Below are 26655 nucleotides of genomic sequence, written 5' to 3'. Positions count from 1 at the left end.
AAGGCTAACAAATCCCCGCTTAGGTTGAGCAGAACTCAACTCTGTAGATAAGCTTCTCCGTGATATAAACCCCAACAACAGCCAACTAAATTGTTCACGCGTCTGCTTTACTTTTGAAAGCTAACATACTGAGTTACAATCGAGCTATTCAGTAAAGAGGCGGACAAGATTATGATCAATCCAAAGAAAATCGAAGAAATGGCGAAACAATTGAGCGAAAGTTTGCCCAGCGGTCTAAAGCAATTTGCCGGTGAATTTGAAGAGCGCAGTAAGCAAGTACTGCAAAATCAATTGCTCAAGTTGGATATTGTTTCCCGTGAAGAATTTGATGTGCAGCAACATGTACTACTGAAAACCCGCGAAAAATTAGAAGCCCTACAAGCTCAAGTCAATGAGTTAGAAAAAAAGCTCAACGCAGCGGGCTAACTTATCATGCATGTTTGAAAGAGCACAGTTAGCGATAGCGCAGCTGTGCTTTTTGTTTTTAACACTTCAAGCATTGAGTCACTTGGGGAAATAATGCAACAACTCGCCAGCTATATCCTTGCTATTGAAGGCTATCCAAGCCCTGTCTACGTGGTAAGCCAATCAAACGAGCAGCAAACCTATCACGATGATAATGTGGAGATTTGTGAGTCCATAACGCTTTATCACTTCGATAACGGGGTTGTGATTAGCAAGCTAAGCGAGCAAGATAAACAAGCTTATGAGTCAGACATGGTTTGTGAAGATTATTGGCTCAGCTATCGGGTTGTAACAGCTCATATTGCGATTTCGCCGCAGCAAAAATCCTTTAGCAATCTATGTCAGCAAAGCTTTTGGCTTAAGATGCAGCAAGGGCTGGCAGTAAAGCCACCGCTGCAACCAGAGCATAAACAGACTTAATGCTTTAGCGTCGAACAATCAAGGAATGAAGCTACAATGGATGTCACAATCAGCACACACTATCAGGACTATCTTCTTTGGGGATTATTGTTGCTTGGTGGCCTGCCGCTACTCACTTATCCCGGTGTGCTTCTCGCCAGTTTGATGGGACTGGCCAGTCAATCAAGCATTAAACCCGCTTTTATCTATCGATTGATGAATCAGTGTTTTCTATGGGGAAGCCTAGTTTATCCCGCCGTGTATATCCCCTGTTATCGGATTACGAGCGATAGCACTGCGACTTCTTCATCTTTAGTCATTGCTGCGTTGCCACTGCTGTATCTAATCTTACTGTATGGCTGCTTTCGCTTTATGGATGCTCCAACTAAAGAGACAAATAATTAAAGCTTTTGTTGGCGAGCATACTTTTGCTTAAGGCCTTTATGGTTAGCCTTAACTAACTTCCAGCGGTCACAACCATTGAAACGAGCATATTCACTGACTGCGATATCAAAGGCCGCACAGAAATCCTCATCTAAGCCATTCACCATCACGCCCTCTTCTAAAATCAATTGCTGTAATAGCAATAGGTTAGCTTGACGATCGGCTTTAACATCTACGCGGCCAACAAAAGTGTCGCGCCACAGAATTGCTAAAGAATAATAACCATACTGACGCTTTTCGGCTGGGACATAGACTTCGATTTGATAATCAAAATCAAACCATTGCTTTAATCTTTGCCGTTGGATCAATAAATTATCGAAGGGATTAAGCAGCCACACTTTATTAGATAATGGTGCATTTAGCTGTAATGAAGGGCGATAAAAGTAGCTTTGGCCCGCAGCCTTAAAACACGCTAATAACCCGTGAGCTAACAACTCTGCCAATTCTTGGGCTACTGCTGATTTCATACCTTTGCGTAAATAAGCCATTTGCGCCGCAGTACCGAAGGCGTGGGCATCAAGATAACGATCAATTAGATAGCGGGTAAATTCACTATCTGTCGGTGCTTTGGCATTTACATCTTGTGGCAACACACGCGCGGTAAGATCGTAAACCTTTTGAAATTTCTCCCGCCGCACCACCATCAACTCACCACGCATAAAGAGCTGCTCTAGGGCTTTTTTCGCGAGTTTCCAATCCCACCAGGTACCGTTTTTAGCTTCACTATGTTCAAAATCACTGGCCTTGAGTGGCCCTTCTGCGAGGATTCGCGCCCGCACTTCCTGCATTATTTTATCGTCGGGCTCAAACCAATGCTTACCGCCATTTTGCAGCTGCTGTTTACGCTGCAAACTAAAACGGTAATCGGCAATCGGTAAATAAGCTGCCGCATGGGACCAATATTCGAAGATCTCTCCTTTGGCTAAAGCCATATCAAGCATCTTTGGCTGATATTCTGGCATACGACTATGCAGCACATGATGATGCGCTCGCTCAACCACGTTGATAGAGTCAATTTGCACATAACTGAGACGTGAAATTGCCTCGGTGACAGAGGTATATGGTTGCAATAATCCTTGCTGCTGCATATTTAATTGCAGCCACTCGCAGGGTGAAAAGGGATTAGACATCGATTCTCCAAATTCAACGACAAGCAAATACCAAACCAGAGCAAAAAAAACATAACAAACTGAAAATAAAAGTATTTAGCACACTATTCAATGAGTAGGTTTGTGAAATGTACGCACAAGTCTACTCACTAGGCAGTATCTTCGGATAACATAAGCCATTTATACCTTAACGGCTATCGGTTTACCTACCCGTTAGTTTCACGACTCGAAATAGAGCCTATCTGGCATAGGCTCTTCATTAAGGATTGATGATGAATATCTACTATCGCCAAGCACAACTCTGCGGCCGCAAAACGGGTAATGGCACTAAGCTGCCATTTTTGATGAATATCTTGTATTCACTTGCTGCTAAAAATGGCGATCACCAGCCCTTTTCAATGGATGACATTAACGCCGTACTGTTTAATCAGCATCAGTCGATTGGTTGCTCTATCGAGGCGCCGCTACCGATAGTGAGTTGGCGCACCGAAGCGATAGAGTATGAGTTATTTAAAGGCGAAGAGCTGGTGTACCTGCCCCAATGTATCATCTTTAGCAATGGCGCCATTGCCTATGTCATTGTCGTCATGGGTGATGAGTATGAGCTACGTATTTGGCCTGATTACAGTAACCGTGATCGAGAAAAACACCACTGGTTTTCTCACCATGCCGTAGTCTATTCCGCAGAACTTGACGTCTTTAAGCAAAGCTTCGAAGCACTGCTCAAGCATATTAAAAAAGAAAATGACTACGAGAAAAAACACCCAAAATTTGGCAAAGACATCCCACTATCAGATTCATAAACTTGAATAATGAGTATGGGTTTAGCGGCAATCGCCATAATTTTGCCACTATTGATCAGCAACTTGCCCGCAACTTTTGTAAGAAAATCTGTTTTAATACCCCCGCCGTGATACCGAGTTAACTCTGCACAATCTTAGCGGATAAGTCTCGGTCGTATTTCATAGGGAATGAAATTCAATGTTCAGCATTATTTTCTGGGTACTCACCCTACTTAGTTTGGCCTTATTTGGTAGCGCAGCCTATTTAGTGGTGCGCGCACTCCTCAAAAAATTTAATCGAAGTCAAGGAATCGATATGTCAGCACAAGAACCGTTGGCAGTAGCCACCGCAAAGGGAACTGCATTAAAAAACACCACCTTATTAAAAGCCTTAACCATTGGCATACTCTCAATCCTCGCGTTGATCCCGCTGGGGATCATTATGGATATGACTTCTGATCGCCAAGCCCTTTACCACAGCGTTGTCGATGAAATCGGCCGTTCATGGGGTGAGCAGCAAACCCTCTCAGGTCCTGCGCTAGTGATCCCTTACAGCTATTTTGTGTTACAAGAAGAAGTCAGTAACGACGGTAAAACTCGCCATGAAGTGAAGCGTACCTATCAAGATGAGCTAGTGATCCTACCGAAAAAGCTCACCCTCGACTTAGACCTAAAACATGATTTTCGCACCCGTGGCATTTATCAATCGCTGGTGTATAACGCAGCTCTACAAGGTCAGGCCGACTTCAGCCTTAACCGTTATGATATTCCTAACCTTATCGCCTTCGATAACAAAAATGCCCGGTTAGTCTTTGGGGTGTCATCGAATCAAGCAATTGATAAAGTAGAAAAAATTGAAATCACCGGTGAATCGACCTTACTCTCTGGATCACTGATGTCGGGCACGGGGTTATCCACTGGCGGTTTAGAAAAAGGCTTTAATCAAAAGATCCAAGTCAGCGAAGCGAGTGATTTTAGTGTGGATTTTGCCATGACACTACGCGGCTCTCAGTCTATCAGCGCATTGCCACTAGGCGAGCAAACGCTAATCAATATTCGCGCCGACTGGCCGCATCCAAGCTTTAAGGGATTATTACCCGCAGAACGGGACATCAACGCGCAAGGCTTTACTGCAAGTTGGAATATCAGCCACTTAACCCGTAACTATCCACAAGAGTTTATTAAGAGTAATCAATCGACTCTGACTGAAGTGTCGGCTAATGCGATTTTATTCGAACCAGTGACTCACTACGGCAAGATTGATCGCTCGGTAAAATACGGCCTATTGTTTATCGTGCTGACTTTTATCATGTTGTTTATCTTCGAAATTGGACAAAAAACCAGCCTCAGCACGATTCAATATGTGTTAGTCGGCAGCGCCATGGCCTTGTTCTATTTGCTACTACTCTCGCTATCTGAGCATCTAGCCTTCTTGCATGCCTATTTAATTGCCGCCTGTATTCCCGTGCTGTCGGTATCGGCTTATGTAGGGAGTGCCACAGCAAGTATTAAGCGCGGTGCATTAGTGGGCATTATGCTGGTGAGTTTATATGCAGTGCTGTACTCGATACTGCAACTGGAAGATTACGCCTTATTGATGGGTTCAGGTTTACTGTTAGTCGTACTGTTGATTTTGATGTTCGTGACTAGGCATCACCCTAAGAACACGGCGCAATAGCGCCCTACCGATCCACCCTTGAAGACCCCCGACAGCGCCATCTTTTGCTGTCGGGATTTTTTTATTGGCAAAACCATTGCCGCGTTGTAGCCTATGGCGTTTTATGAAGAGGCTTATATTTTGACCCATAGCGTCTATCTTTTACGCCGTTTAGGTTTAGCTTGGATACTGTTGGCAACCATTCCGGGCTTACTATTACTGACACAGAATCAGCTGTTTCCACTGATCGATCTGCACTCTACCTTAGCCAAAACCTTATATTGGATTACCATGACGGGCACTGCGCCCTATGGCGTCGCAACAGTCTTGTTTGTATTGGCGATCGCCTATCGTCATATGCCTAAACCACTCTTTATAAGTTTATTTTTTGCCATCAGCCTCAGCCAAGTTATCAGTTTAGGCTTAAGCCACACCCTCAAATCCTATTTTAAAGAACCCAGACCTAATCTCGTTTTTCTAGCAGAACAAGCACTGCCTAAGCATGAACCGCTTTCACTCGATGCCTTTTATCAATTGGATAAACAGTCACGTTCAAAGACAATTGCCAATGCACTCGATGGCTTGATCGCTGCAGAACCCGCCTTAAAACTCGACTCACGGATCCATCAGCATTGGGAAGATGAAATCGGCTATTCTTTTCCTTCGGGACATACCATTTTTGCTGTGACGCTAGTGCTTACCGCCAGCTACTATTTGCTACTCGCTGGATTACCTAGCTTAGTCATGGCGTTATGGAGCTGGGGATTTTTGATGGGATTAAGCCGTATGCTGCTTGGCATGCATTGGCCACAGGATGTACTGTTTTCAACCTTTTTAGCCGCCATCATCAGCGGATGTAGCGTGTTCTTTGTCAGTAAGTTGCGTCCACTCTCGCATGCGTTTGCTAAAGGATCTGAGCGCTAACGCTGTTAATTCAGCGTCTGGATTTGGCTGTCGACTCACATACGACAGCTTCAAACACTATGAAGTTAAATACTTAGGCATTGCTAAGCACTGCCTAAGTATTTTGCCACTAGAGCCTGATAAATTCCATTGGCCTTAATTCTAGCGAGCCCTTGATTGAAAGTATCCCGCGCCACTGAGTTGTGGAACACCATTCGATAGGATGTTGGGGGGAAAATAAAGTGGTAGCTTAATGCTTGCTGGGTATCAACATCATCCTCAACGAACTTATTCAGTTGAGCGAATATATAACGATCGGTAATCACAGTATTAATGCGACCTAAGTACAACATACGGTTCTGGCTTAATTGGCTATCGACTTCACGATAAATAGTCTGTTGCGCTACGGCATTAAACTCAGGGCCAAGTAAGAAGCGAGCATTTTCAAAAGCGGCGACACTGTACTTTTTAAGATCCACAATACGTGTTATTTCAAGGTGTTGTTCGGCCAAACTGATCGCCACATTGGTATATTCAACATAATCATTGGACCAATAACCATCAACGCCATTTGCAGGGTTCATCGTCATTACAGCATCTAATCGATCTTTATTGAAATATAAAACTTGGCGTTTACGAGAGTAGAATTTGAAGTTGACTGGCTGCCCCATTTCCTTAAACGCGGCCTTAATAATCTCGATCTCAAGCCCTGATTCAGCATCTTCGATAATATAAGGCGGTCGATTTAGAGCGCTACCAATGGTTAACGATGCAGAAAATGCATAAGTCGGTAATATGAATAAGCAGATTAGCAACAAACTCAAGCGCATACAGTGTCTCACTCTTATTAGTATCATAACAATAGCGGTAAATAACGGGAGTTCCAAACAGCACGACTCCCAAAATCTCTATCCGTTATCACTGTCACAACCTTAAAATGTCTCATTTGATCAAGATTTTTGGCAAAGTCCGCGAAGACTGGCAAACTAGAGGCTGACTCAGTTAACCCTAAGCTTTCAATGACAGACACTCACCCCTACAAACTCGATCAACTCGATTTAACAATTCTGCGCTTACTGCAAACTCACGGCAGATTATCGAATCTCGAACTGGCCAATAAAGTCGGACTATCGCCATCTCCTTGCTCGCGCCGTGTTAAAGCCTTAGAAGAAGCGGGTTATATTGCCGATTATGCAACGCGTCTGTCGGCGGATAAGTTCAACCTGCATTTGACCGCGTATATCCATGTTCGAATGGAGAAACATACGCCGGCGATTCTCAATCAATTTGAAACCAATGCACTCGCCTACGAAGAAGTCCAAGAATGCGCGCTGATCACGGGCTCTGAGGCCGACTATCAACTTAAAGTGCTAGTACAAGATATGGCGCACTTTCGCACTTTCCTGTTAGATAAACTCACGACCAACGTGCATATCGCAGGGGTGCATTCCAGCTTTGTCCTCAAAAAGGTTAAGGACCACACGGCCATTCCCTTAGGGCACGTCAACATTCAAGCATAAGCCAACACTCAACAGTCACAGCAAACACCGCAAACAAGACAGCGGCACAAGTAACAGTCATAGCACAAAATAGCGGTTAGACATCTGCCATACGGTATTTTTTGACCATAAGATCACAATTCAATGAATTTTTATCATCGCAATGATTCGCCAAATCTCAACCATCAGTCGCACCTGATAGCAATAAAATCTCGCACAAAACAGATAGGCGGCACACAACATTAACTTATAGTCAAAAACCGATAAATTATTGCAAATTAACACCAAATTAACGCACTAAAATTGCGTTGAAATCCTAATTTATCCGCCTAAGATACGCCTTCTTTTTACGGGAGGCACAATGCAATCGGCCAATACAAGTTCGACTAACCACTTCAGCTCACGCTTAGGTTTTATCATGGCGGCAGCCGGTAGCGCCGTTGGTGTAGGTAACATTTGGGGATTCCCCACCCAAGCAGCCACCCATGGCGGCGGAGCCTTTTTGCTGGTTTACCTAGTACTGATTTTCATCCTAGGCATTCCCATGTTAATGGCCGAACTCATGATAGGTCGCCACGGACAGACCAATCCCGCCGATGCCATGGGCAAACTCGGCTTCAACACCCTAACTCGCGGTTTAGGCAAGGCGATAGGTTTGATTTCCATCGTCACCGCGGGATTAATCTATACCTTCTACAGCATTCTTTCTGGCTGGTTTGTCAGCTACGCCATCGCCCCGATTGCCAAAGCTTTGGGCTCGAACGACACCGCAGCTTGGTTAGTGGATTTCTCGCTGTCGCGCAATCTGGTGTTCACGCTGATCTTCAGCACACTCGTATTTCTGGTATTGCTGCAAGGCGTACAAGAAGGCATAGAAAAATGGTCGAAACGCTTGATGCCCTTATTGTTGATCATGCTGATCGCAGGCGTGGCGTATATCTTCACTCTTAATGGCGCGAGCGAAGGCATTACCGCACTATTAACGCCTAACTTTGCCAAGGCACTGGCGCCAGATACCTTGATCAGCGCACTCGGACAAACCTTCTTCTCCCTCACCATAGGCACAGGTGCCATGATGGTTTATGGCAGCTATTTGAGCCAAAAAGAGAATATCGCCAAGCTGACCGTCTGGGTTGCCTTTACCGATAGTGGCATCGCCTTTCTCGCCGCTTTCTTGATTATCCCTGCCATGTATGTGGCCCAGCATAATGGCGTGGAGATTTTTAACGCCGAGGGCAAATTACTCGATTCAGATGCGCTGGTGTTTACTGTTTTACCCGCTTTATTTTCGACCTTAGGAGACACCGCCAACCTCATCATCAGCGTGGTGTTCTTTATTCTGCTGATCATCGCCGGCCTGACTTCAGCCATTTCCATCGCCGAAGTTCCGACTAGCTATGTGATGCAAAAATTCGGACTCAGCCGCAAGCGCGCCACCTTGATCATCGGCCTATTACTGACCTCATTATCTCTATTACTGGCGGTATTTTTTGAGACGTTATTTAGCGTCACTATTATGCTCACCACCCAAATCGCCCAGCCGCTGGTCGCCCTTGGCATCGCGATTTACTTAGGTTGGATTTGGCGCCAAACACAATTACTTAAGGCGATTCGTGGACAAGATGATGTCGATACCACAGGACTCTTCTGGCGCATTTGGCCAAGGTACGTGAAGTATGTGTGCCCAGTACTGATCATCGCGATCGCCATCAGGCAATTTGTGTAACCCTTTGAACAAATAACAAAATCCCCGCTAAGTGCGGGGATTTTTTATTTAGCAATTGATGCACTAATTAACTACTTTAAAATAATCAGCAAAGTCTTGCTGCCGCCAATAGTGAATGCGATGACAGCCGGATTTTTTCAATCTATCGATGACGTTGAACTGCTAGGGTAAGGCTGGATTGAAACGAAAGGGGATGTAAACAGCAGCCTTAAGAGATTAAGGCTGCTTTAAACACTGAGCTGATTACTGTTCGATACCCACAATTAACCAAGGTGAGTTGGCTTGCGTTACGTTACGCTCTAAATGCCAGATTTCCTTAATGTCCTCTTCTACGCCTTCAACGGTATCGCGATAGCGGCCGCTAAATTTAACACTCACTTCCGCAAGATTTGCATTGTGTGTGGCGCGGACAAGTTCTGCATCCAAAAACATCACTTCTGTGTGCTGATCGCCAACTAACTCGCGACGTTGGTTGCTGAGTTCATTGTAAAGATCAATAGAAACATACTCTTGGATTTTGCTTAAATCGTTTTCATTCCACGCCAATTGCAGGGTTTTGTAATGACTGCGAGCGCCTTCCAAAAAGCTTGGTAAATCAAAACCCGCGGGTAAATTAAAGGGCACATCGCTTATCGCTTGGCCAAAGCCATTGCTGCCGCTGTTTGCATTGGTGGCAAAACCTGTTTGTTCAGTCTGTTGGCGCTGTAGATTAGTACTTGGCTGACTCGCCCCTGCATAGGCCGGTCTTGGCTGCGCCCCCGCTTTTGAGGCCATCACAGTACGAACGATTTTGAATAGCACGAATGCCAGCAAACCGATAATCAAAATATCCATGATTTGAATATTTTCAAAACCACCGCCCATAAACAGCGCAGCCAATAAGCCACCTGCTAATAAACCGCCTAACATGCCGCCCATCATACCTTTTTTGCCCGGTGCTCCCGCTGGCGCCGTAGTCGGTGTGTTGGTCGCCGCTGGTTGAGCCGGAGCCGTTTGATGGCTTTTGCCGATAGATTTACTACCGCCGAATTTTTTTGCTTCAACGACTGGGCTAGTAACTAAGCTAACCGCAAAAATCATCGCCAGCATAATAAATAACTTTTTCATTTATAGGATCTTGTTCGTGTAATCTGAGGTGCTGCCATAATAGCGGGATGACATTATATGTCAATTAGCAAAAAGCGAAGGCTGATTGTCCTGTGCATATTTAGTGAGTTGCGATTAGCACTGTCATTCCAGTGACGCGCCAACTTTGGTTTAAAAATAAGTCATCCATGCGGGCTCGACGGCTGCATCTGCTGTATATGGACATACGAATGTCGCGATCACATGGATGTGAATGAGCGGCCATGCCGCCAACGGTCACTTACATGCCAGTGCTTAATCCCATAAACTGCCGTACATTCTGATAGCCTGAACTACCCAAACCGAAGTCCAGACAGAGGTGACCATCTCAGCAGTCATATCTTTTGAATCAAGATTTAGAATAATCGCCATGAAGAAAAGATGCGTTTGTCCTATATTTTTTCATCTTTTTTAAAAAGAGATTATTTTTCTATTTTTATAGATAAACCTGTACGGTTAATTAGTCAAATCTTAAAATAAATGCCATTAAAAGGGGGGCATCGTTTATTAATTTTGCAGAAGAGTTTTCTATTTCCTCAGACTCATCGTCGTCAGTAATTGAAACAAAACACACTGTCGAATTTAGCTCAATAGGCAGTTCTCTTTTTATTCTGATTAGTACATTTGATAATGTCTTAATTAGTTCATTTTTAAACTTTGCAAAGTTTATTTCTCGAGATGAGTCCTCTCGAAGCATCTTACTTATTTTAGAGAAGGCTCCCGCATTATATCCATCATAAAACCACTCAGATACTGCCCATCTATAGTAATTTTCACACTCTATGCTCTGATCTTCTTCAGCAACGAGAATGCTTTTAAGCTTACCCTCAGAGCTAGCACTTAATGATGCTGACATGGCACTACTGTCAGTGTAAAGAGATACCGCATAGAATGCCTCATCTTTATTTTCTAACAATAACATCTTGATTGTATCGTATGTAATTTCAAAGCATTTTTCTTCTAACTCAGTCCAGTCCATTATTCACTCCTTGTACTTAGCTTCAATATTTTCATTTTATGATACACTCAGCTCCATGCAGAATACTGATAATTATCATTTATTTCCTTAAAACTCACACCCGTTAAACCAAGAGCCTCGTACTCGTTTTTAAACTGAATAGAACATACAGAAGCCGCTATCTCGTTACAAAAGAATAAATGTTCACGAATATTATTCTTTATTTTAAATTTATCTATAGACTCATAATATGTCTTCTTTAACCCACGTTCCTCTTGCGTGTTCAATTTTCCAGAATCTAAGTCAATCGAGATAGTATAAGTGGACTCATCTTTATCTAAGATAGACAAATAACTTAGTGGAAAAAATAAAAAGTACTTTTTCTGCGGCCGAACTCCTCGATGCAGGTTAATATCGACAGGAATACGAATACACTTAACATTTAATTTTTCACACAAGTATAACATTTCATTAGAAACTAAATTTTCATCAACCAAATAATCACCATTCAGTTGATATGTTTTTGCTTTAAGAGAATAAGCATTTAAAAAATCACCCTCACATGGTGGTGAGTCATAAAACTCATAGTCAGGTAGCTCAGGAGTCCAATGTTTATCCATAAAATACGGTATTCCCTTACCATCAGGATCTGATTGCACAATAAAAAATGCCTGTGGATTTATACTCATAATAACTACCCTGTAATAGGTTAAAAGTTTAATGTCCCTAAGAAAGCATTAGCGCAAACTTGAATTTATTTTAAACATCGTTTTACTCTGTTGCCAGCAATAATATTCCCTCGCAAGTCAAAAAAGCTTAACGAGCCACCCATTGTTAAATTCTCGGTATTAAATTCTCGGAATGCATAATTATAAATAACAGACTATCAGGCATACCAAGGGTTTAACGGGATTAAGCACTGTCGTGGAAGTGACCATTGGCTACATGCTCGCTCATTCACATCCATATGATTGCGACATTCTAGTCTTGTTATAAATCTAGCCATATACAGCAGATACCGCCGTAGGGCCGATAGGGTCAACTTATTTTTTAAACTAAAGTCGGCGAGTCAGTGGAATGACAGTGCTAAATCAATATTACCTGCTGCCAAAAGCGACTTTATTAACAAAATTAAAAAATCCCCGCATTTCGGGGATTTTCGTTTAATCAAAACCACTAAAACTAACTAAGTTACAAACACTTTCCATCCGATGAATCATCGGAAGAAAGTGCTCGGCTGATGCCGCCGAAGATGACATTCAAGAAGCCGATACCGACATCTTTTTGCCGCTCATCGGCGCTGCCCGTATCGTGGCCGCTCGCGTCGCGCATGCTTTGATTATTGTTGGTTCCGCGCACAAAATCGCAGGAGACATTGCTCGTATTATTCACCGAGCAGGCACTGAGCAAAGCGATCATTAGCCCGCAAAAGGCAAGGCGTAATCTTGGCATATTAGTTCAACACCTCTTCTAATGCCTTGAGGCATAAGGCGACATTTTCGCGACGGGCACCAAAACCCATGAGGCCAATGCGCCATGCTTTGCCCGCAAGGGCGCCAAGGCCGGCGCCGATTTCGAGATTGTAATCTTTGAGCAAACGAGTCCGCACCGCGGCATCATCGACTCCAGCGGGGATGTAAACTGCGTTAAGTTGTGGCAGACGCGAATCTTCGGCCACCACAAAATTTAGCCCTAACTTTTCCAGCCCAGCACGCAGCACTAAGTGCATGTCATGATGGCGTTGCCACGCATTCTCTAAGCCTTCGGCCGCTAAAATACGCAGGGATTCATGCAGTGCATAAAGCGCATTCACTGGCGCAGTGTGATGGTAACTGCGCTTGCCGCCCGCGCTGGTCCAATAGGCCATCACTAAGCTTTGATCGAGGAACCAACTTTGCACTGGGGTCTTGCGATTCTTGAGTTTTTCGACGGCAGCAGGCGAGAAAGACACAGGCGATAAACCCGGTACACAGGAGAGACACTTTTGGCTGCCAGAATAAATAGCATCTATGCCCCATTCATCGACTCTTAACTCAACGCCGCCAAGGGAAGTCACCGCATCAACTATGCTCAAACAACCATAGGTTTTGGCTAATGCGCACAGAGTTTTGGCATCGGACAAGGCGCCAGTTGAGGTTTCGGCGTGCACAAAGGCTAAAAATTTGGCATCGGGATTGGCTTTCAGTGCCGCTTCAACCGCAGCAGGATCAACAGGTGTGCCCCACTCATTGTCCACCAGCACGGCAATGGCGCCCATACGCTCGACGTTTTGGCGCATACGCTCACCAAACACACCGTTACGGCAGACAATCACCTTCTCACCCGGCTCGACTAAGTTAACGAAACAGGTTTCCATGCCCGCACTGCCCGGCGCTGATACCGCCATGGTCATTTCGTTTTTAGTTTGGAAGGCGTATTGGATCAGACTCTTAAGCTCATCCATCATGCCCACAAACAGCGGATCTAAGTGGCCAACCGTAGGTCTGGACTGCGCCGCAAGCACTTCGGGATAAACATCCGACGGGCCAGGGCCCATTAAAATACGGCGAGGAGGATTAAAAGCGGTAAAACGCGGTGCTGGTAACATCATGTCTCCTTAATGCGTGTAGGTGTAGGTCGAAGTCTAGTTATTATTCGTTAGCCAATCGTCAGCGGATTAAGTCAGCGACTTAACTGTGGCGCGCTAATCGGCGGCTAGAGTATTAAGTCTACAAAACTACCACAAAAAGGAGCGCCTGTGCGCTCCTCCTTTAGCCTTAGTTATGACTAACATAACTATCACGCGCATGGTGAGCTAAGGTTGTAACGCCTTGTTGCCGTTACCCGCATTTAAAAACAGCTGATAGGCAGGGCTTTGAGTTTCCTCTTGATAGACAAAACCCAGTTCAGTTAAAAACTGTTGGAACGGCAAGGCATCACTCGCGGGTACTTCAAATCCCGCCAGCACTCGGCCAAAGGCCGCGCCGTGGTTACGATAATGGAACAGACTAATGTTCCATTTACTCTGCAAGGTAGTTAAAAACTTCAGCAGCGCACCGGGATGTTCAGGAAACTCGAAGCTAAACAAACGCTCCTCTAAAGGCTCTGGTGGATGACCACCGACCATATAACGCACATGCAATTTCGCGGTTTCATCGCCGGATAAATCCTGCACTTCAAAACCATTGGTCTCTAAGGTGGCAATGATTTGTTCTAGCTCACCTTGGCCTCGGCTTAAGCGAATGCCGGCAAACACCACGGCAAGATCACGACTACTGAAACGATAGTTAAACTCTGTCATCACCCGCTTATCGAGCAACTCACAGAATGTTAAGAAACTTCCAGGACGCTCAGGGACTTTCACCGCCAGTACCGCTTCTTTCTGCTCACCGAGTTCGCAGCGTTCCGACACATAACGCAGACTGTGGAAATTCACATTCGCGCCACTTAAAATCGCGGCGACCTTCTCACCATTGCCGCAATCACCATGGGCATTAGCGCTGATATATTTTTTAAGCCCAGCTAAGGACAAGGCCCCTGCGGGTTCGGCGATCGCACGGGTGTCTTCGAAGATATCTTTCACCGCAGCGCAGATTTCATCCGAAGTGACAGTCACTACTTCATCGACATAAAGTTTCGCGACTCGAAACGGCTCAGTGCCGATACGTTTAACCGCCACGCCATCGGCAAATAAACCGACTTGCGCCAGCGTCACCGGCTCGCCCGCTTCCATCGCCGCCTTTAAACAAGCGGCATCTTCTGGCTCGACGCCGACAATTTTCACCTGCGGCATCACCGCCTTGTAATAGGCTGCGATACCCGCGATTAAACCGCCACCGCCCACGGGCACAAATACCACTTCAAGATCGCGCTGCTGCTGCAACATCTCTTGGGCGATAGTGCCTTGGCCTGCGATCACCGCTTCATCATCGAAGGGCGCGATATAGACTCGGCCCTCTTCTTTGGCCATCGCCATCGCAAAACCATTGGCTTGATCGAAGGCTTGGCCGTGCAATACCACGTTGCCACCTAAACGGCGCACCGCATCGACTTTAATATCGGGCGTCGTCTCAGGCATCACAATCACAGCATCCACACCGCGACTCGCCGCTGACATCGCCACACCCTGAGCATGATTGCCTGCTGAAGCACACACCACACCGCGCTGACATTCTTCTTTCGTCAGCTGGGCGATACGGTTATAGGCACCGCGTAACTTGAAGGAATGCACTGGCTGCATATCTTCGCGCTTCAAAAATACCTGACAACCCAAACGCGCCGATAACTTGTTCATGCTGGAAAGCGGCGTCACTTTCGCTATGTCATACACGGATGACAACAGGATTTTTTGCAGATAGCTTTGTGCCAACTGAAAATGGGCTAAATCCGCCTGAGTTTGCGATGAGAGTGGCAACATAGATGCAGTAAACATAATTAGTCCTCCAGTTTACTGCGATCGCGCACCGCGCCCTTGTCGGCACTGGTGGCGAGCATGGCGTAGGCTTTAAGCGCGAGTGACACATAACGCTGGCGACCAATTGGTTTCCACGCCATTGGGCCAAGACTATGCATTTTTTCACGGCGAGCATTGAGTTCAGCATCGCTTACCGCCAGCTTGATGCTGCGTTTGGGTATATCAATTTCGATGCGATCGCCATTTTCAATCAAGGCGATTGTGCCGCCAGCGGCAGCTTCGGGTGAGACGTGGCCGATAGATAAACCTGAAGTACCACCAGAGAAACGACCGTCGGTTATCAGCGCACAGGCCTTGCCTAGCCCGCGTGATTTTAAGTAACTGGTTGGGTACAACATTTCTTGCATACCTGGGCCGCCTTTCGGGCCTTCATAACGAATAACAACCACGTCGCCCGCCACCACTTCACCGCCTAAAATACCCGCCACTGCATCATCTTGGCTTTCATAGACGCGAGCAGAGCCGATGAAGGTCAGATTCGATTCATCCACGCCCGCCGTTTTAACGATACAGCCGTTCTCGGCCACGTTGCCCGACAATACGGCAAGCCCGCCCTCTTGGCTGAAGGCAAACTCGCGGCTACGGATACAGCCTTCTTGTCTGTCATTATCCAGTGACGGCCAGCGACAATCTTGGCTAAAGGCTTTAGTGGTCGGAATCCCCGCAGGTCCCGCCATAAAGAAATGTTTTACTTTTTCATCTTGCGTCTGCATCACATCGTATTTCGCCAATACAGACTTCAAATAGCCACCTTCATCGGCCGCCACATGGAACACATCGGTATGCAGTAATCCAGCTCTGTCGAGCTCGCCTAAAATCCCCATCACACCGCCCGCACGGTGCACGTCTTCCATATGGTATTTAGGCGTTGATGGCGCAACCTTACAAAGGTGCGGCACAAGGCGCGACATACGGTCGATATCCGCCATGGTAAAATCAACATCGGCTTCCTGCGCGGCGGCCAATAAATGCAATACAGTATTAGATGAACCGCCCATGGCGATATCTAAGGTCATGGCATTTTCGAAGGCTTTGAAGTTGGCGATATTGCGTGGTAATGCCGATTCATCATCTTGATGATAATAACGTTTTGCCAGCGCCATCACGCGGCGACCCGCTTCTAAAAACAGCTCGCGGCGATCCGCGTGGGTTGCCAGCATAGAGCCGTTACCCGGCAACGATAACCCTAGGGCTTCGGTTAAACAGTTCATTGAGTTCGCGGTAAACATGCCAGAGCAAGAGCCACAGGTTGGGCACGCGCTACGCTCAATTTTGGCACTGTCTTCATCGCTCACGTTCGAGTCGGCGCCCGCCACCATAGCATCGACTAAGTCGAGTTTGATGAGCTTATCCGACAGCTTAGTTTTACCCGCTTCCATCGGTCCGCCAGACACAAACACGACGGGAATATTGAGGCGCAGCGCCGCCATCAACATGCCGGGAGTGATCTTGTCGCAGTTGGAGATACACACTAAAGCATCGGCGCAGTGGGCATTAACCATGTATTCCACACTGTCGGCGATAAGCTCACGCGATGGCAGGCTATAGAGCATGCCACCGTGGCCCATGGCGATACCGTCATCGACGGCGATCGTGTTGAACTCTTTGGCGATACCGCCCGCTTCTTCGATGGCGCTCGCCACCAGTGAGCCCATGTCTTTTAAGTGCACATGACCCGGTACAAACTGAGTAAAGGAGTTAGCAATAGCGATAATTGGCTTACCAAAATCATTGTCTTTCACCCCTGTGGCGCGCCATAGCGCACGGGCACCCGCCATATTGCGGCCTTCGGTACTGGTAGCTGAACGTAACTTTGGCATTGACTGTATCCTTTATCTCAAATCGAAAATGGTATTCTTAATTCACATGGCGAATGCTTAAGCATTCGCCGTTTGTTGCAAGCTCAGCGGTAACAATACCTTACACTGGGTCACATCAATCAGTTTATTCAGCTGATTACTTAGCAGTTCGATGGCACGTTCGCTATCGACCTCTATATCCAGCGACAGGCTAGCGTCGTCATTCATACGCATCTGCATTTGGGTAATCGTAAAGCCGCGATGGCGAGTCACGCGCAAAACACGCTCAAGCACTTCGGGGCGTTGTTGAACCGTTAATTCCAGAGAGTGGATCATGTTTGTTTCTCCATTTCGTCCATCATATCGCTGTTTGATGCGCCGGGGGGCACCAGTGGCCAAACATTAAAAGCATCATCGATTGCAACGTGTAACAAATACGGGCCCTTAGCCGCTAACATTTCGGTTAAGGCTTCTTCCACTTCGTCGGAAGAAAAAATAGTGCGGCCAGGGATATCAAAGGCGGAGGCCAATAAAACAAAATCAGGGTTATCGGATAAATCCGTTTCGCTGTAGCGTTCTTCAAAGAATAGCTGTTGCCACTGCTTCACCATGCCAAGCTTTTGGTTATCGATCAGCACGATTTTCACCGGCAACTTGCGGCGTTTGATGGTGGTCAGCTCCTGCACATTCATCATAAAAGAACCATCACCAGAGACAGTCACCACAGTCGCATCGGGACGCGCCACTTGCGCACCAATGGCGGCGGGTAAGCCAAAGCCCATAGTGCCTAAGCCAGCGCTGGACAGGTGATCTTCTGGACGGCGGAACCACATATGCTGGGCCACCCACATTTGGTGCTGGCCCACATCGCAACAAACAACATTGTCTTCGGGTAATTTATTGGCTAAACGGCGCAGCAGCGCAGGGGCGTAAATCAAACTGCCGGGGTGTTGATAATCCCATTGATGCTTACGGGATAAATGCTCCACTTCAGCCTGCCAAGGCGTAATGTTCATCGACATGGCTAAGGCGGGGAGGATTTGGCGTAAGTCACCAGCGATTGCCACCTCTGGCATACGTAACTTGCCCAGCTCAGCGGCGTCTATGTCTAAATGGATCACTTTGGCCTTGTCGGCAAAGCTCGCTAAACGGCCGGTGACTCGGTCATCGAAACGGGCGCCAACCACGATCAGCAAATCACAATCCTGTACCGCTAAGTTAGCCGCCTTGCCACCATGCATGCCTAACATGCCTAAGTAACCTGGCGTGCCGTGGGCGATACTGCCAAGCCCTTTCAAGGTTGCGACCGAAGGTATACCCGTTACTTTGATAAACTCACGCAGTTGATCGACCGCGCCCGCCATGCCCACACCGCCGCCGACATACAACATAGGTTGTTTAGCCTCAGCCAACAGCGCACGGGCGGCCTCGATATCACTCATCTCGGCTTGGGGTTCGTTGGTGACGGCCAGCAAAGGTGTACGGTATTCGAGGTGAGCGAGTTGGATATCCTTCGGGATATCGACCAACACAGGGCCAGGGCGGCCGGATGCGGCGATTTCGAAGGCTTGATACAAGGTTGGGATCAGGTCGTTGATATTTGTCACCATAAAGCTGTGCTTAGTACAGCTCAGTGACATGCCCAGCACATCGATTTCTTGAAACGCATCAGTGCCGATAACGGCGGTAGAGACTTGGCCCGTAATGGCCACGATAGGCACTGAATCTAACAGCGCGTCGGCTAAGGAAGTGATCAGGTTAGTCGCGCCTGGGCCTGAGGTCGCAAAGCACACGCCGGTTTTACCGCTGGCTCTTGCGTATCCTACGGCCGCAAAGGCGGCGCCTTGTTCGTGACGGCTGAGCAGATGTTCAACAGGGCTTCCATAGAGGGCATCGTATATTGGCATAATGGCACCACCTGGGTAACCAAACACTGTGGTGACTCCATGTGCTGCTAACACTTTGATTACCGCGTCTGCGCCTCTGATCATCTGCCCTGGTTCCATATTCTCTCTCGCTACGTTAGTCCTGAATTGCCGAAAATCGACGCTAATTTTTTACTCTTTCGAAGCTTAGAACCTTACTCTAGGCCCTGAAACGAAGAACCCCCCGGTCCTTTCGGAGCGGGGGGTTCTTTCGAAACTTTTAACCTTTTAGGTCTATCAGTTCGCCATGCGCCGCCCCCGCTGTGATTTAATAATCACGACGGTAATAATCACGAGAATGAGCTTGGCAGCTTGGTTAAACATCAATATGGATTCCTAATCGGTGTTTCTAAAATTGGGATATTGCATGAAAGTTAGTTTCGCTTTGGGCTTTGCCCTAGCGCGAGCTATTAGCTTTACCATAAAGCAACGGCCAAACACAATAAAAAATATCTTTTGTCAAAAAAAATTCAGCTTCCCTGCCGAGACAATGCAAAACAACAAAGTAAAACGTTAACTGTTGAGCCTCAGTCGGCGCGATTCACCTACTTAACGATAGACTCACTAACTGTGTCGTTTTTGCCCGCTCGACAACCCACTGAACAGGAAAAAATTTGTTTCTCACTAACTGATTTATCACTAAGCTGATTCATCACTAAGCAAGCTCAAGATGCGCGTTTCACTATCTTGAGCTTGCTTGGGAACTGAGCTGAGACCCAAGTCCTTTGAGTCTCAACCCTCTCCCCCAATGCTGGGCTTAACTCACTATCAATTAAGCCTCAACAATGCTCTTCATATCTGTCATATAACCGCGAAGCTCAGCGCCAACATATTCCACTGCCGTTTCACGAATCGCTTCGTTAACTGCGATAAGCGTTAGGTTGTCGACACCGGTTGCGCAGTCTTTCAGGCCAGCACCTAAATACTCAGATGACATGGCATTAACATAGTCGCGCAGCATAGGTACGGCGGCGTGATTGAACAGGTAGCAACCGTATTCGGCTGTGTCTGAAATCACTACGTTCATTTCGTACAAACGCTTACGAGCAATCGTGTTAGCGATCAGTGGGGTTTCATGCAGTGACTCGTAATAAGCCGACTCTTCCACAATACCCGCAGACACCATGGTATCGAACGCCAGTTCCACACCCGCTTTGATCATAGCGACAAGGAAAATACCTTTGTCGAAATAGGTTTGTTCGTCGATATGCTCGCTCGATACGGGCGCATTTTCGAAACCTGTTTCGCCAGTTTCGGCTCTCCAACGCAGTAAGTTCGCATCATCGTTTGCCCAGTCTTCCATCATAGTGCGTGAGAATTCGCCGCTGATGATGTCATCCATGTGCTTTTCAAATAATGGTTGCAGAATTTCTTTTAAATCTTCTGCAATTTCAAATGCTTTAATCTTGGCTGGATTAGACAAACGGTCCATCATGTTAGTGATGCCGCCGTGTTTCAGTGCTTCAGTGACCGTTTCCCAACCTTGCTGGATAAGCTTGGCCGCATAGCCTGGCTCAACGCCATCGGCGATCATTTTCTCGTAACCTAAGATGGCACCCGTCTGCAACATACCGCACAGAATGGTCTGTTCGCCCATCAGATCCGACTTCACTTCTGCGATGAAAGACGACAGTAAAACACCGGCTCTGTCTCCACCCGTTGCGCTAGCGTAGGCTTTAGCAATCTCTAAGCCATCACCGTTTGGATCGTTTTCTGGGTGAACAGCGATAAGGGTAGGCACACCAAAACCACGTTTGTATTCTTCACGCACTTCAGTGCCAGGGCACTTAGGCGCAACCATCACCACAGTGATATCGGAACGAACTTGCATACCCTCTTCAACTATGTTGAAGCCGTGTGAGTAAGACAAGGTAGAGCCTTGCTTCATCAGTGGCATAACTGCGTTAACCACGTTTGAATGCTGTTTGTCCGGCGTCAGATTAAGAACCAGATCCGCCGCAGGGATTAATTCTTCAAAGGTACCGACACGGAAACCGTTATCGGTTGCTTTTTGCCATGAGGCACGTTTCTGTTCAATCGCTTCAGGACGCAGGGCAAAAGAGATATTCAGACCCGAATCACGCATGTTCAAGCCTTGGTTAAGACCTTGAGCACCACAACCTAAAATAACAATATTCCAATCTTTGATGTAGTTACAGCCGTCGCTAAACTCAGAACGATCCATGAAACGACATTGGCCAAGCTGTGCTAATTGTTGACGTAAATTCAGAGAGTTAAAATAGTTAGCCATCTGATATACCACCTATAAGTCAGAAATTTTGGACGCAACCAAACTAACATAATGTTACGACTTGGTTGTGATTGAAATCACTATAACCCATGCTTATCATTGCTTAAAATGATATATTCGGAACTTCATATTGCATTATGCGCAACGTCAGCCGCAATAACGCTCAGTAACACTGGCAGCAACATCGGCGGCAATATGCAGCACTCAAGCTCAGGCTAAACAGGATAAGTTATGGATATTCGTACCCTCAAATTGTACCTGCACTTATGTGACAGTTTGCACTTCGCCAAGACCGCGGAGCAGATGCATGTGAGCCCATCAACCTTAAGTCGAGCCCTGCAAAGATTAGAAGAAGAAGTGAACGCTAAGCTGTTAGAGCGGGATAATCGCAGCGTGACCTTAACCCACGCGGGACACGAATTTAAGCGATTCGCCGAGCAGACCTTGAACCATTGGAGCACACTCAAGCACAGTATCGATCTCAAGCAGGACGTGCTGCGCGGTCGGTTAAATCTGTATTGCTCGGTCACTGCTGCCTACAGTCATTTACCGGGTTTATTGGATCTATTCCGCCAAGAGCATCCCTTCGTCGAAATCGCCTTAACCACAGGAGATGCAGCCAACGCGCTAGCAGAAGTGCAGCAGAATCGCGCCGATATCGCCATCGCCGCCCTGCCCGATCCTTTCCCCAGCAGCTTACATTTTGCCAAAATCGACGATGTGCCACTGTCGATTATCGCACCGACGATCCGCTGTGCAGTACAGCAACAAGTGAGTCAAACGCCCATCGATTGGTCGAGCGTACCCTTTATCATCCCAGATCACGGCCCAGGACGGCGCCGCGCCGATAACTGGTTCAAACAAATGGGCATTAGCCCTAATATTTACGCCCAAGTCTCGGGACAGGAAGCGATCGCCTCTATGGTAGCGTTAGGTTGTGGCGTGAGCATGAGCCCCGAAGTGGTGATCAATAATAGCCCAGTGCGTGATCGCATTCAGTTGCTCTCGTCGCCGGTGGCGATTCCACCGTTCGAGTTAGGTTGCTGCTGCAAAGTGAAACGACTTGATGATCCCATCGTTAATGCGTTTTTGGATGTGATTTAAACGGGGAAAGTAATACAAAATAAAAGTGCGAGTGAAGAGTTTCAACGAGATAGAAAACCGAAACGGCTCTCAAAAAGCTAAAAACTTAGCTAAAGAGAACCGGTTCACTATCGAACAGTTGCTATCAAATTGGTGCTAACGAACTATTGCCACAGGATTTCTATCGCAAGGCAATCAACACAAGATGACAGGATTACACATCCGGCGAGTTGAGCTTATCAATAGGATCGATACGGGTCACCAATAGCTGATCGACCTTGTACGAATCGATATCGACCACCTCAAATTTATAGCCCGCATAGTTCACGAAATCCGTACGCTTAGGGATTTTACGCAGCATATACATCATAAAACCAGCAATGGTTTCGTAGTTCTGATTATGCGGAAACTCCTCAATACCAAAGGCGCGCATTACGTCGGTAATAGGCGTCACACCGTCGACTAACCAAGAGTTGCTATCACGGGCGATGATCTGCTCTTCGCTCTCGTGCAATGACCAAGCCCCCATTACGGCGCGCTGTAGATCGTTAGTAGTCACAATCCCCACCACTAAGGCGTATTCGTTCATGACCACGGCAAAATCGGCGCGACTATTTTTAAAGTATTCCATCGCTTCTGACAGGCTCAGCGTATCGGGAATGATCAGCGAAGTATGGATTAAGTTACTGCCTTTTAAGATGATATTCTCACCGTTGATCACACGGATCAGCAATTCTTTCGCATCCACGAAGCCTTTGATCATATCCAACTGACCATCGCAGACGAGGAACTTAGTATGGGGATCTTCAGAAATTTTACGCTTGATATCTTCTTCACTGTCTTGCAGTAAAAAGTACACTAAGCTTTCACGGGCCGTCATGGCCGAAGTCACAGAAACGGTTTGCATTTCAAACACATTTTCCATCATCTGTTGCTCACCGCGATCTAGCACCCCAGCTTCGGCACCGGCATTCATGACGGCATAAATGTCGTCGGAGGTGATGGCATCGTTACGCACGGTTGGGATCTGCAGCAGTTTAAAGATACCACTCGCCATGCCATTGAAAAACCACACTAATGGGCGTAATAGCACAATACAGAAAGACATAGGCCCGACAACAGCTAAAGCGACAGGCTCAGGCATCGCCATGGCAATGCGTTTTGGCATTAAATCGGCGACTAAAATAAAGGCGCTGGTTACCGTTATGAAGGATAAAACAAAGCTCAATTGGCTCAGCCAAGGCTCGGCAACTAAAGGGGAAAGCAACTGATAGAAGTAAGGCCGAAATGCCGACTCACCCACAATACCGCCCATGATGGCAACGGCATTAAGACCAATTTGTACTACCGTAAAAAAGCTACCGGGAACGGCTTGTAACTGCAGCACTTTTTCTGCTCGTGCATCGCCCTCATCGGCTAACTGACGTAAACGAATTTTACGTGAAGCGGCAAGTGCAATTTCTGACATAGAGAAAAAACAACTCGCGCCGATTAGACACAATATAATCATCACGTTATCAAAGAGACTCATGTAACACCTTTCATTTAACACTGGACTAACTAGGACCAACCCGCGCCTTATTGCTCGCGTGTCAGTTGAATTCATTGTATTTGAGCAAAGTTTGCTTTGTCTGGTCGCTGCACAACAAAATTGTATTGACCACTTTCATCCCTAAGATGAATGAGCGCTTAGATGACAATCATTAGGGTGCACTCAGTATATCTGCAAATTCACGAGTCATGCGTGACTCCGCTCTCGCAGCCCACGCATAGCGCTAATGCACTTGCATCATTTAAGTAATTTTTTATGTCGAAACGACTGAATATACAGCATTTAATTATTTTACTCGACTCGATGGCATTAGACATCCGAGCGCGGTGGCTTTGATATTGAGCTGCTAGAACGTACATTTAAGCCAATAGAATTGACTATGCAGTCGTGGCTTTGCTTAGTTGCGTTACGTAAAATACGTCCAGAATGGCAGCATGGATGTCACTCAGAGTGCATCGCTAAATCGACAATAGGCGACAGATTATATCTCATCTGCCGCCTAATATTACCTCACCTTGAGTAATTTTTATCTTAGCGACTTATCTACCGCTATGTTTCATACAAATGTTATCAATTAGTTAACATGATTGAGGCCGTCTGTGGCGTAGTGATGCAAACCGAATATGTCTCCAATTTTGCAGCATAGAGCCTAGACTCTTGAAGCTCAGTAGCCAATCCAGCAACGCGTTGGGATATCTTGGCGAAAGAGTAACATCACCTTCAACTGGCTCCCATTAAATCACTTCAACCTCGACTCTATTGCGACCTTTATCCTTAGCGCGATAGAGGCAAACATCGGCGCGGCGTAATACGTCGGCCATCTTAAACCCCGAGATCTTATCTAATGGCAAAAACACGCTGCCAATACTGATCGTCACCACAGCCAAGGGAGATACTTGATGGGGAATATTGAGTTGCTCAACGAGATAACACAGTTGCGTAGCAATAGCCGTTAACTGTGCTGGCGTGACCTGCTCGACGACCAAAGCAAACTCTTCACCACCAATGCGAGCCAATAGAGCATTGTGCGGCAGGATATCGCACTGTGCTAAGGCATCAGCCACCCGCTTGAGCACAGTATCGCCTTCAAGATGACCATAAGTGTCGTTGTAGGATTTGAAATAATCGATATCTAACATTAACAATCCCGCTGGAGTGTTAGCTTGTAGCACAGTAGCTAATCTTTCGGTAAAGGGTCGTCTATTAGCTAAGCCAGTTAACTCATCGGTTTCAGCCATCACCTTTAATTGGCTATTCGCGGCAACCAGCGCTTGTTGTAGCACTATCATCTGACGCTCTTTCTGTTCGCGTAGCAGTAACTCGTTCAATGCGGAGGCGAATTGGGTCAGCATATTCTTTTTCTGGGCGTTCCAATTTAATGGCCGCGACACAGTCGACAGCGAGAGCAATCCCAATAACTCCCCAGCATTTTTAATCGCAAAGGCGGCAATCGAACATATCCCCACGGATTTCATTACCTCATATTCCTGTGGTGAAAAAGCCTTTAACGCCTCAAGATCCTCAATCACTAAGGTCGATTCCGTCTCGAATTTTTTAGCCAGTTGAGCAATATTATCTACCGAAATCACTTGGACCTTATTTGCGTGTAAGTCACTGGTCCAAAAGCTGCGGTAATAGGCATACTGCTGATGAAATTCGAGAAGACTCACCCTTTCAACATCAAATAACTGACCTATTTTGTGGCATACCTCAGTTAAGGTTTTATCCACATTGCAGGTATCTATGCTCAAAAATTGCAACGAAATCTCAGCCAACAATTGATTCGACTGCGACTGCCAATCTAATTCTTTAGTTCGTTCTTTGACTAAGTCAGACAATAAATGCTGTTGTTGTTGCAGTGCACGTTGCTGACGTTTATTGATGGCTAAATCATTACGTATCCTTTGATACATGCCCTTAAGTGACAATGCCACATGGGCTATTTCATCGGGTCTTGCGGTTACCGTCTCGGGCACAGATAACTTTTTTAACGAGTTAAGATTGATTTTATTAGTGAAATCTTCCAGTGCCGACAATCTATCTGTCACCATGAGTCGCACTAAGGTCAAAATCAAATAAATCATCAATAGGGTCTTTAACCCATTACCGAGCACGATAAAAATCAACTGCCGCCACAGCTCGTAGTAAAGCCGATTGGTATCTAACCCTACGGTCAAAGTCGCTATCGACTGCTCTTGATAGGTCACAGGATAGTGAAATAGAGTTTGCGACTCGTCATCGGTTAACAAAGGTTTACCCAGATGCATAGTGACGCCATCGATACTGTCTAAATGTACACTCGACACTAATGGCATCATCCCAAGTCCAGAGAGCAAATCCGATAACAAGCTACGGTCGACGTCCCACAGTGACTTAGCCACGCTTGGCAAAATAGATTCTGAATACTCGCGGATATCCGAAGTCGCATTATCGATACTATCCTGATAGTTCCAAATCAACTGTACCAGCATAGTTAACACAGCAAAAAACGAGCTCACCCCAATAATAATCAGCGTCATCTTGTG

General features: G+C 46.4%; 23 protein-coding genes. 9 read left to right on the top strand and 14 right to left on the bottom strand.

The genetic code is table 11. The annotated features are described in order from the left end of the window. Positions 1-171: 171 nt before the first annotated feature. The 3 genes from ubiK to L5M51_RS18340 all read left to right on the top strand — a co-directional run bounded on the left by ubiK (position 172) and on the right by L5M51_RS18340 (position 1269). Positions 172-426 carry a ubiquinone biosynthesis accessory factor UbiK gene (ubiK, locus tag L5M51_RS18350; protein WP_263174011.1) on the top strand — a complete coding sequence of 85 codons (255 nt, stop codon included), beginning with the start codon at positions 172-174 and terminating at the stop codon, positions 424-426. Between the two features lie 93 nt (positions 427-519). Beyond that, entirely contained in the window at positions 520-885 is a 366-nt protein-coding gene (locus tag L5M51_RS18345; RefSeq protein WP_173247981.1) for a hypothetical protein, read from the top strand. 36 nt (positions 886-921) lie between these two features. Next, a complete protein-coding gene (locus tag L5M51_RS18340; RefSeq protein ID WP_263141187.1) occupies positions 922-1269 on the top strand; it encodes a hypothetical protein in 348 nt (115 codons plus the stop codon). Here L5M51_RS18340 and L5M51_RS18335 read toward each other — a convergent pair. After that, entirely contained in the window at positions 1266-2438 is a 1173-nt protein-coding gene (locus tag L5M51_RS18335; protein WP_263174009.1) for a winged helix-turn-helix domain-containing protein, read from the bottom strand. The two genes, L5M51_RS18340 and L5M51_RS18335, sit on opposite strands and share 4 nt — an antisense overlap. 251 nt (positions 2439-2689) lie before the next feature. On the opposite strand from L5M51_RS18335, the gene L5M51_RS18330 reads away from it, so the two are divergent. The 3 genes from L5M51_RS18330 (at position 2690) to L5M51_RS18320 (ending at position 5780) form a co-directional block, all read left to right on the top strand. Continuing rightward, the gene (locus tag L5M51_RS18330; RefSeq protein WP_168825954.1) at positions 2690-3220 is read left to right on the top strand and encodes a hypothetical protein; all 531 of its coding nucleotides are present in this window, start codon (positions 2690-2692) and stop codon (positions 3218-3220) included. A 178-nt stretch (positions 3221-3398) separates the two neighbouring features. Then, positions 3399-4877 (top strand): cell envelope integrity protein CreD, encoded by a 1479-nt coding sequence (gene creD, locus L5M51_RS18325; RefSeq protein ID WP_263174008.1) that lies wholly within the window; start codon positions 3399-3401, stop codon positions 4875-4877. A gap of 93 nt (positions 4878-4970) precedes the next feature. Beyond that, complete coding sequence (locus tag L5M51_RS18320) at positions 4971-5780, top strand: phosphatase PAP2 family protein (RefSeq protein ID WP_173913158.1); 810 nt, start codon at positions 4971-4973, stop codon at positions 5778-5780. A gap of 83 nt (positions 5781-5863) precedes the next feature. On the opposite strand, the gene L5M51_RS18315 is transcribed toward L5M51_RS18320, so the two are convergent. Further along, positions 5864-6589, bottom strand: coding sequence for a substrate-binding periplasmic protein (locus L5M51_RS18315; protein ID WP_263174006.1), 726 nt, complete (start codon positions 6587-6589; stop codon positions 5864-5866). Positions 6590-6778: 189 nt separating this feature from the next. Between L5M51_RS18315 and L5M51_RS18310 the strand changes: the two genes are divergently transcribed. Beyond that, positions 6779-7279, top strand: coding sequence for an Lrp/AsnC family transcriptional regulator (locus L5M51_RS18310; RefSeq protein ID WP_105253008.1), 501 nt, complete (start codon positions 6779-6781; stop codon positions 7277-7279). A 340-nt stretch (positions 7280-7619) separates the two neighbouring features. Then, entirely contained in the window at positions 7620-8984 is a 1365-nt protein-coding gene (locus tag L5M51_RS18305) for a sodium-dependent transporter (protein ID WP_263174005.1), read from the top strand. 243 nt (positions 8985-9227) lie between these two features. On the opposite strand, the gene L5M51_RS18300 is transcribed toward L5M51_RS18305, so the two are convergent. The 10 genes from L5M51_RS18300 to ilvC form a co-directional block, all read right to left on the bottom strand. Further along, positions 9228-10091 (bottom strand): Tim44 domain-containing protein, encoded by an 864-nt coding sequence (locus L5M51_RS18300; RefSeq protein WP_263174002.1) that lies wholly within the window; start codon positions 10089-10091, stop codon positions 9228-9230. Between the two features lie 478 nt (positions 10092-10569). Beyond that, complete coding sequence (locus L5M51_RS18295; RefSeq protein ID WP_263147546.1) at positions 10570-11088, bottom strand: DUF4303 domain-containing protein; 519 nt, start codon at positions 11086-11088, stop codon at positions 10570-10572. A gap of 47 nt (positions 11089-11135) precedes the next feature. Then, on the bottom strand, positions 11136-11756 hold the full coding sequence (locus L5M51_RS18290) for an imm11 family protein (protein ID WP_131526149.1): 621 nt from the start codon (positions 11754-11756) through the stop codon (positions 11136-11138). A 502-nt stretch (positions 11757-12258) separates the two neighbouring features. Beyond that, positions 12259-12519 (bottom strand): hypothetical protein, encoded by a 261-nt coding sequence (locus tag L5M51_RS18285; protein WP_105250466.1) that lies wholly within the window; start codon positions 12517-12519, stop codon positions 12259-12261. A gap of 1 nt (position 12520) precedes the next feature. Further along, on the bottom strand, positions 12521-13654 hold the full coding sequence (locus tag L5M51_RS18280; RefSeq protein ID WP_173248002.1) for a pyridoxal-phosphate-dependent aminotransferase family protein: 1134 nt from the start codon (positions 13652-13654) through the stop codon (positions 12521-12523). 207 nt (positions 13655-13861) lie between these two features. Then, on the bottom strand, positions 13862-15463 hold the full coding sequence (ilvA, locus tag L5M51_RS18275; protein WP_173248740.1) for a threonine ammonia-lyase, biosynthetic: 1602 nt from the start codon (positions 15461-15463) through the stop codon (positions 13862-13864). 17 nt (positions 15464-15480) lie between these two features. Continuing rightward, positions 15481-17340 (bottom strand): dihydroxy-acid dehydratase, encoded by a 1860-nt coding sequence (ilvD, locus tag L5M51_RS18270; RefSeq protein WP_173248004.1) that lies wholly within the window; start codon positions 17338-17340, stop codon positions 15481-15483. 57 nt (positions 17341-17397) lie between these two features. Next, positions 17398-17655 (bottom strand): acetolactate synthase 2 small subunit, encoded by a 258-nt coding sequence (gene ilvM / locus L5M51_RS18265; RefSeq protein WP_173248005.1) that lies wholly within the window; start codon positions 17653-17655, stop codon positions 17398-17400. After that, positions 17652-19325: an acetolactate synthase 2 catalytic subunit gene (gene ilvG / locus L5M51_RS18260; RefSeq protein WP_263173998.1), complete on the bottom strand. Its 1674-nt coding sequence runs from the start codon at positions 19323-19325 to the stop codon at positions 17652-17654. The genes ilvM and ilvG overlap by 4 nt, the downstream gene beginning before the upstream one ends. A 691-nt stretch (positions 19326-20016) precedes the next feature. Further along, the gene (ilvC, locus tag L5M51_RS18255) at positions 20017-21495 is read right to left on the bottom strand and encodes a ketol-acid reductoisomerase (RefSeq protein WP_105250470.1); all 1479 of its coding nucleotides are present in this window, start codon (positions 21493-21495) and stop codon (positions 20017-20019) included. Positions 21496-21726: 231 nt separating this feature from the next. On the opposite strand from ilvC, the gene ilvY reads away from it, so the two are divergent. Further along, complete coding sequence (gene ilvY / locus L5M51_RS18250; protein ID WP_105250471.1) at positions 21727-22599, top strand: HTH-type transcriptional activator IlvY; 873 nt, start codon at positions 21727-21729, stop codon at positions 22597-22599. Positions 22600-22792: 193 nt separating this feature from the next. Here the strand turns inward: ilvY and L5M51_RS18245 are convergent, their stop codons facing one another. Together L5M51_RS18245 and L5M51_RS18240 are read right to left on the bottom strand one after the other, a co-directional pair. Further along, positions 22793-24109, bottom strand: coding sequence for a hemolysin family protein (locus L5M51_RS18245; RefSeq protein ID WP_105250472.1), 1317 nt, complete (start codon positions 24107-24109; stop codon positions 22793-22795). 755 nt (positions 24110-24864) lie between these two features. Then, complete coding sequence (locus L5M51_RS18240; RefSeq protein ID WP_263174023.1) at positions 24865-26649, bottom strand: GGDEF domain-containing protein; 1785 nt, start codon at positions 26647-26649, stop codon at positions 24865-24867. Positions 26650-26655 lie beyond the last annotated feature (6 nt).

The organism is Shewanella sp. SM73 (genome assembly GCF_025653795.1).
GTDB lineage: Bacteria > Pseudomonadota > Gammaproteobacteria > Enterobacterales > Shewanellaceae > Shewanella > Shewanella oncorhynchi.
The sequence above is the reverse complement of the archived record's forward strand: the minus strand, read 5'-3'. Positions and strand labels throughout refer to the sequence as shown.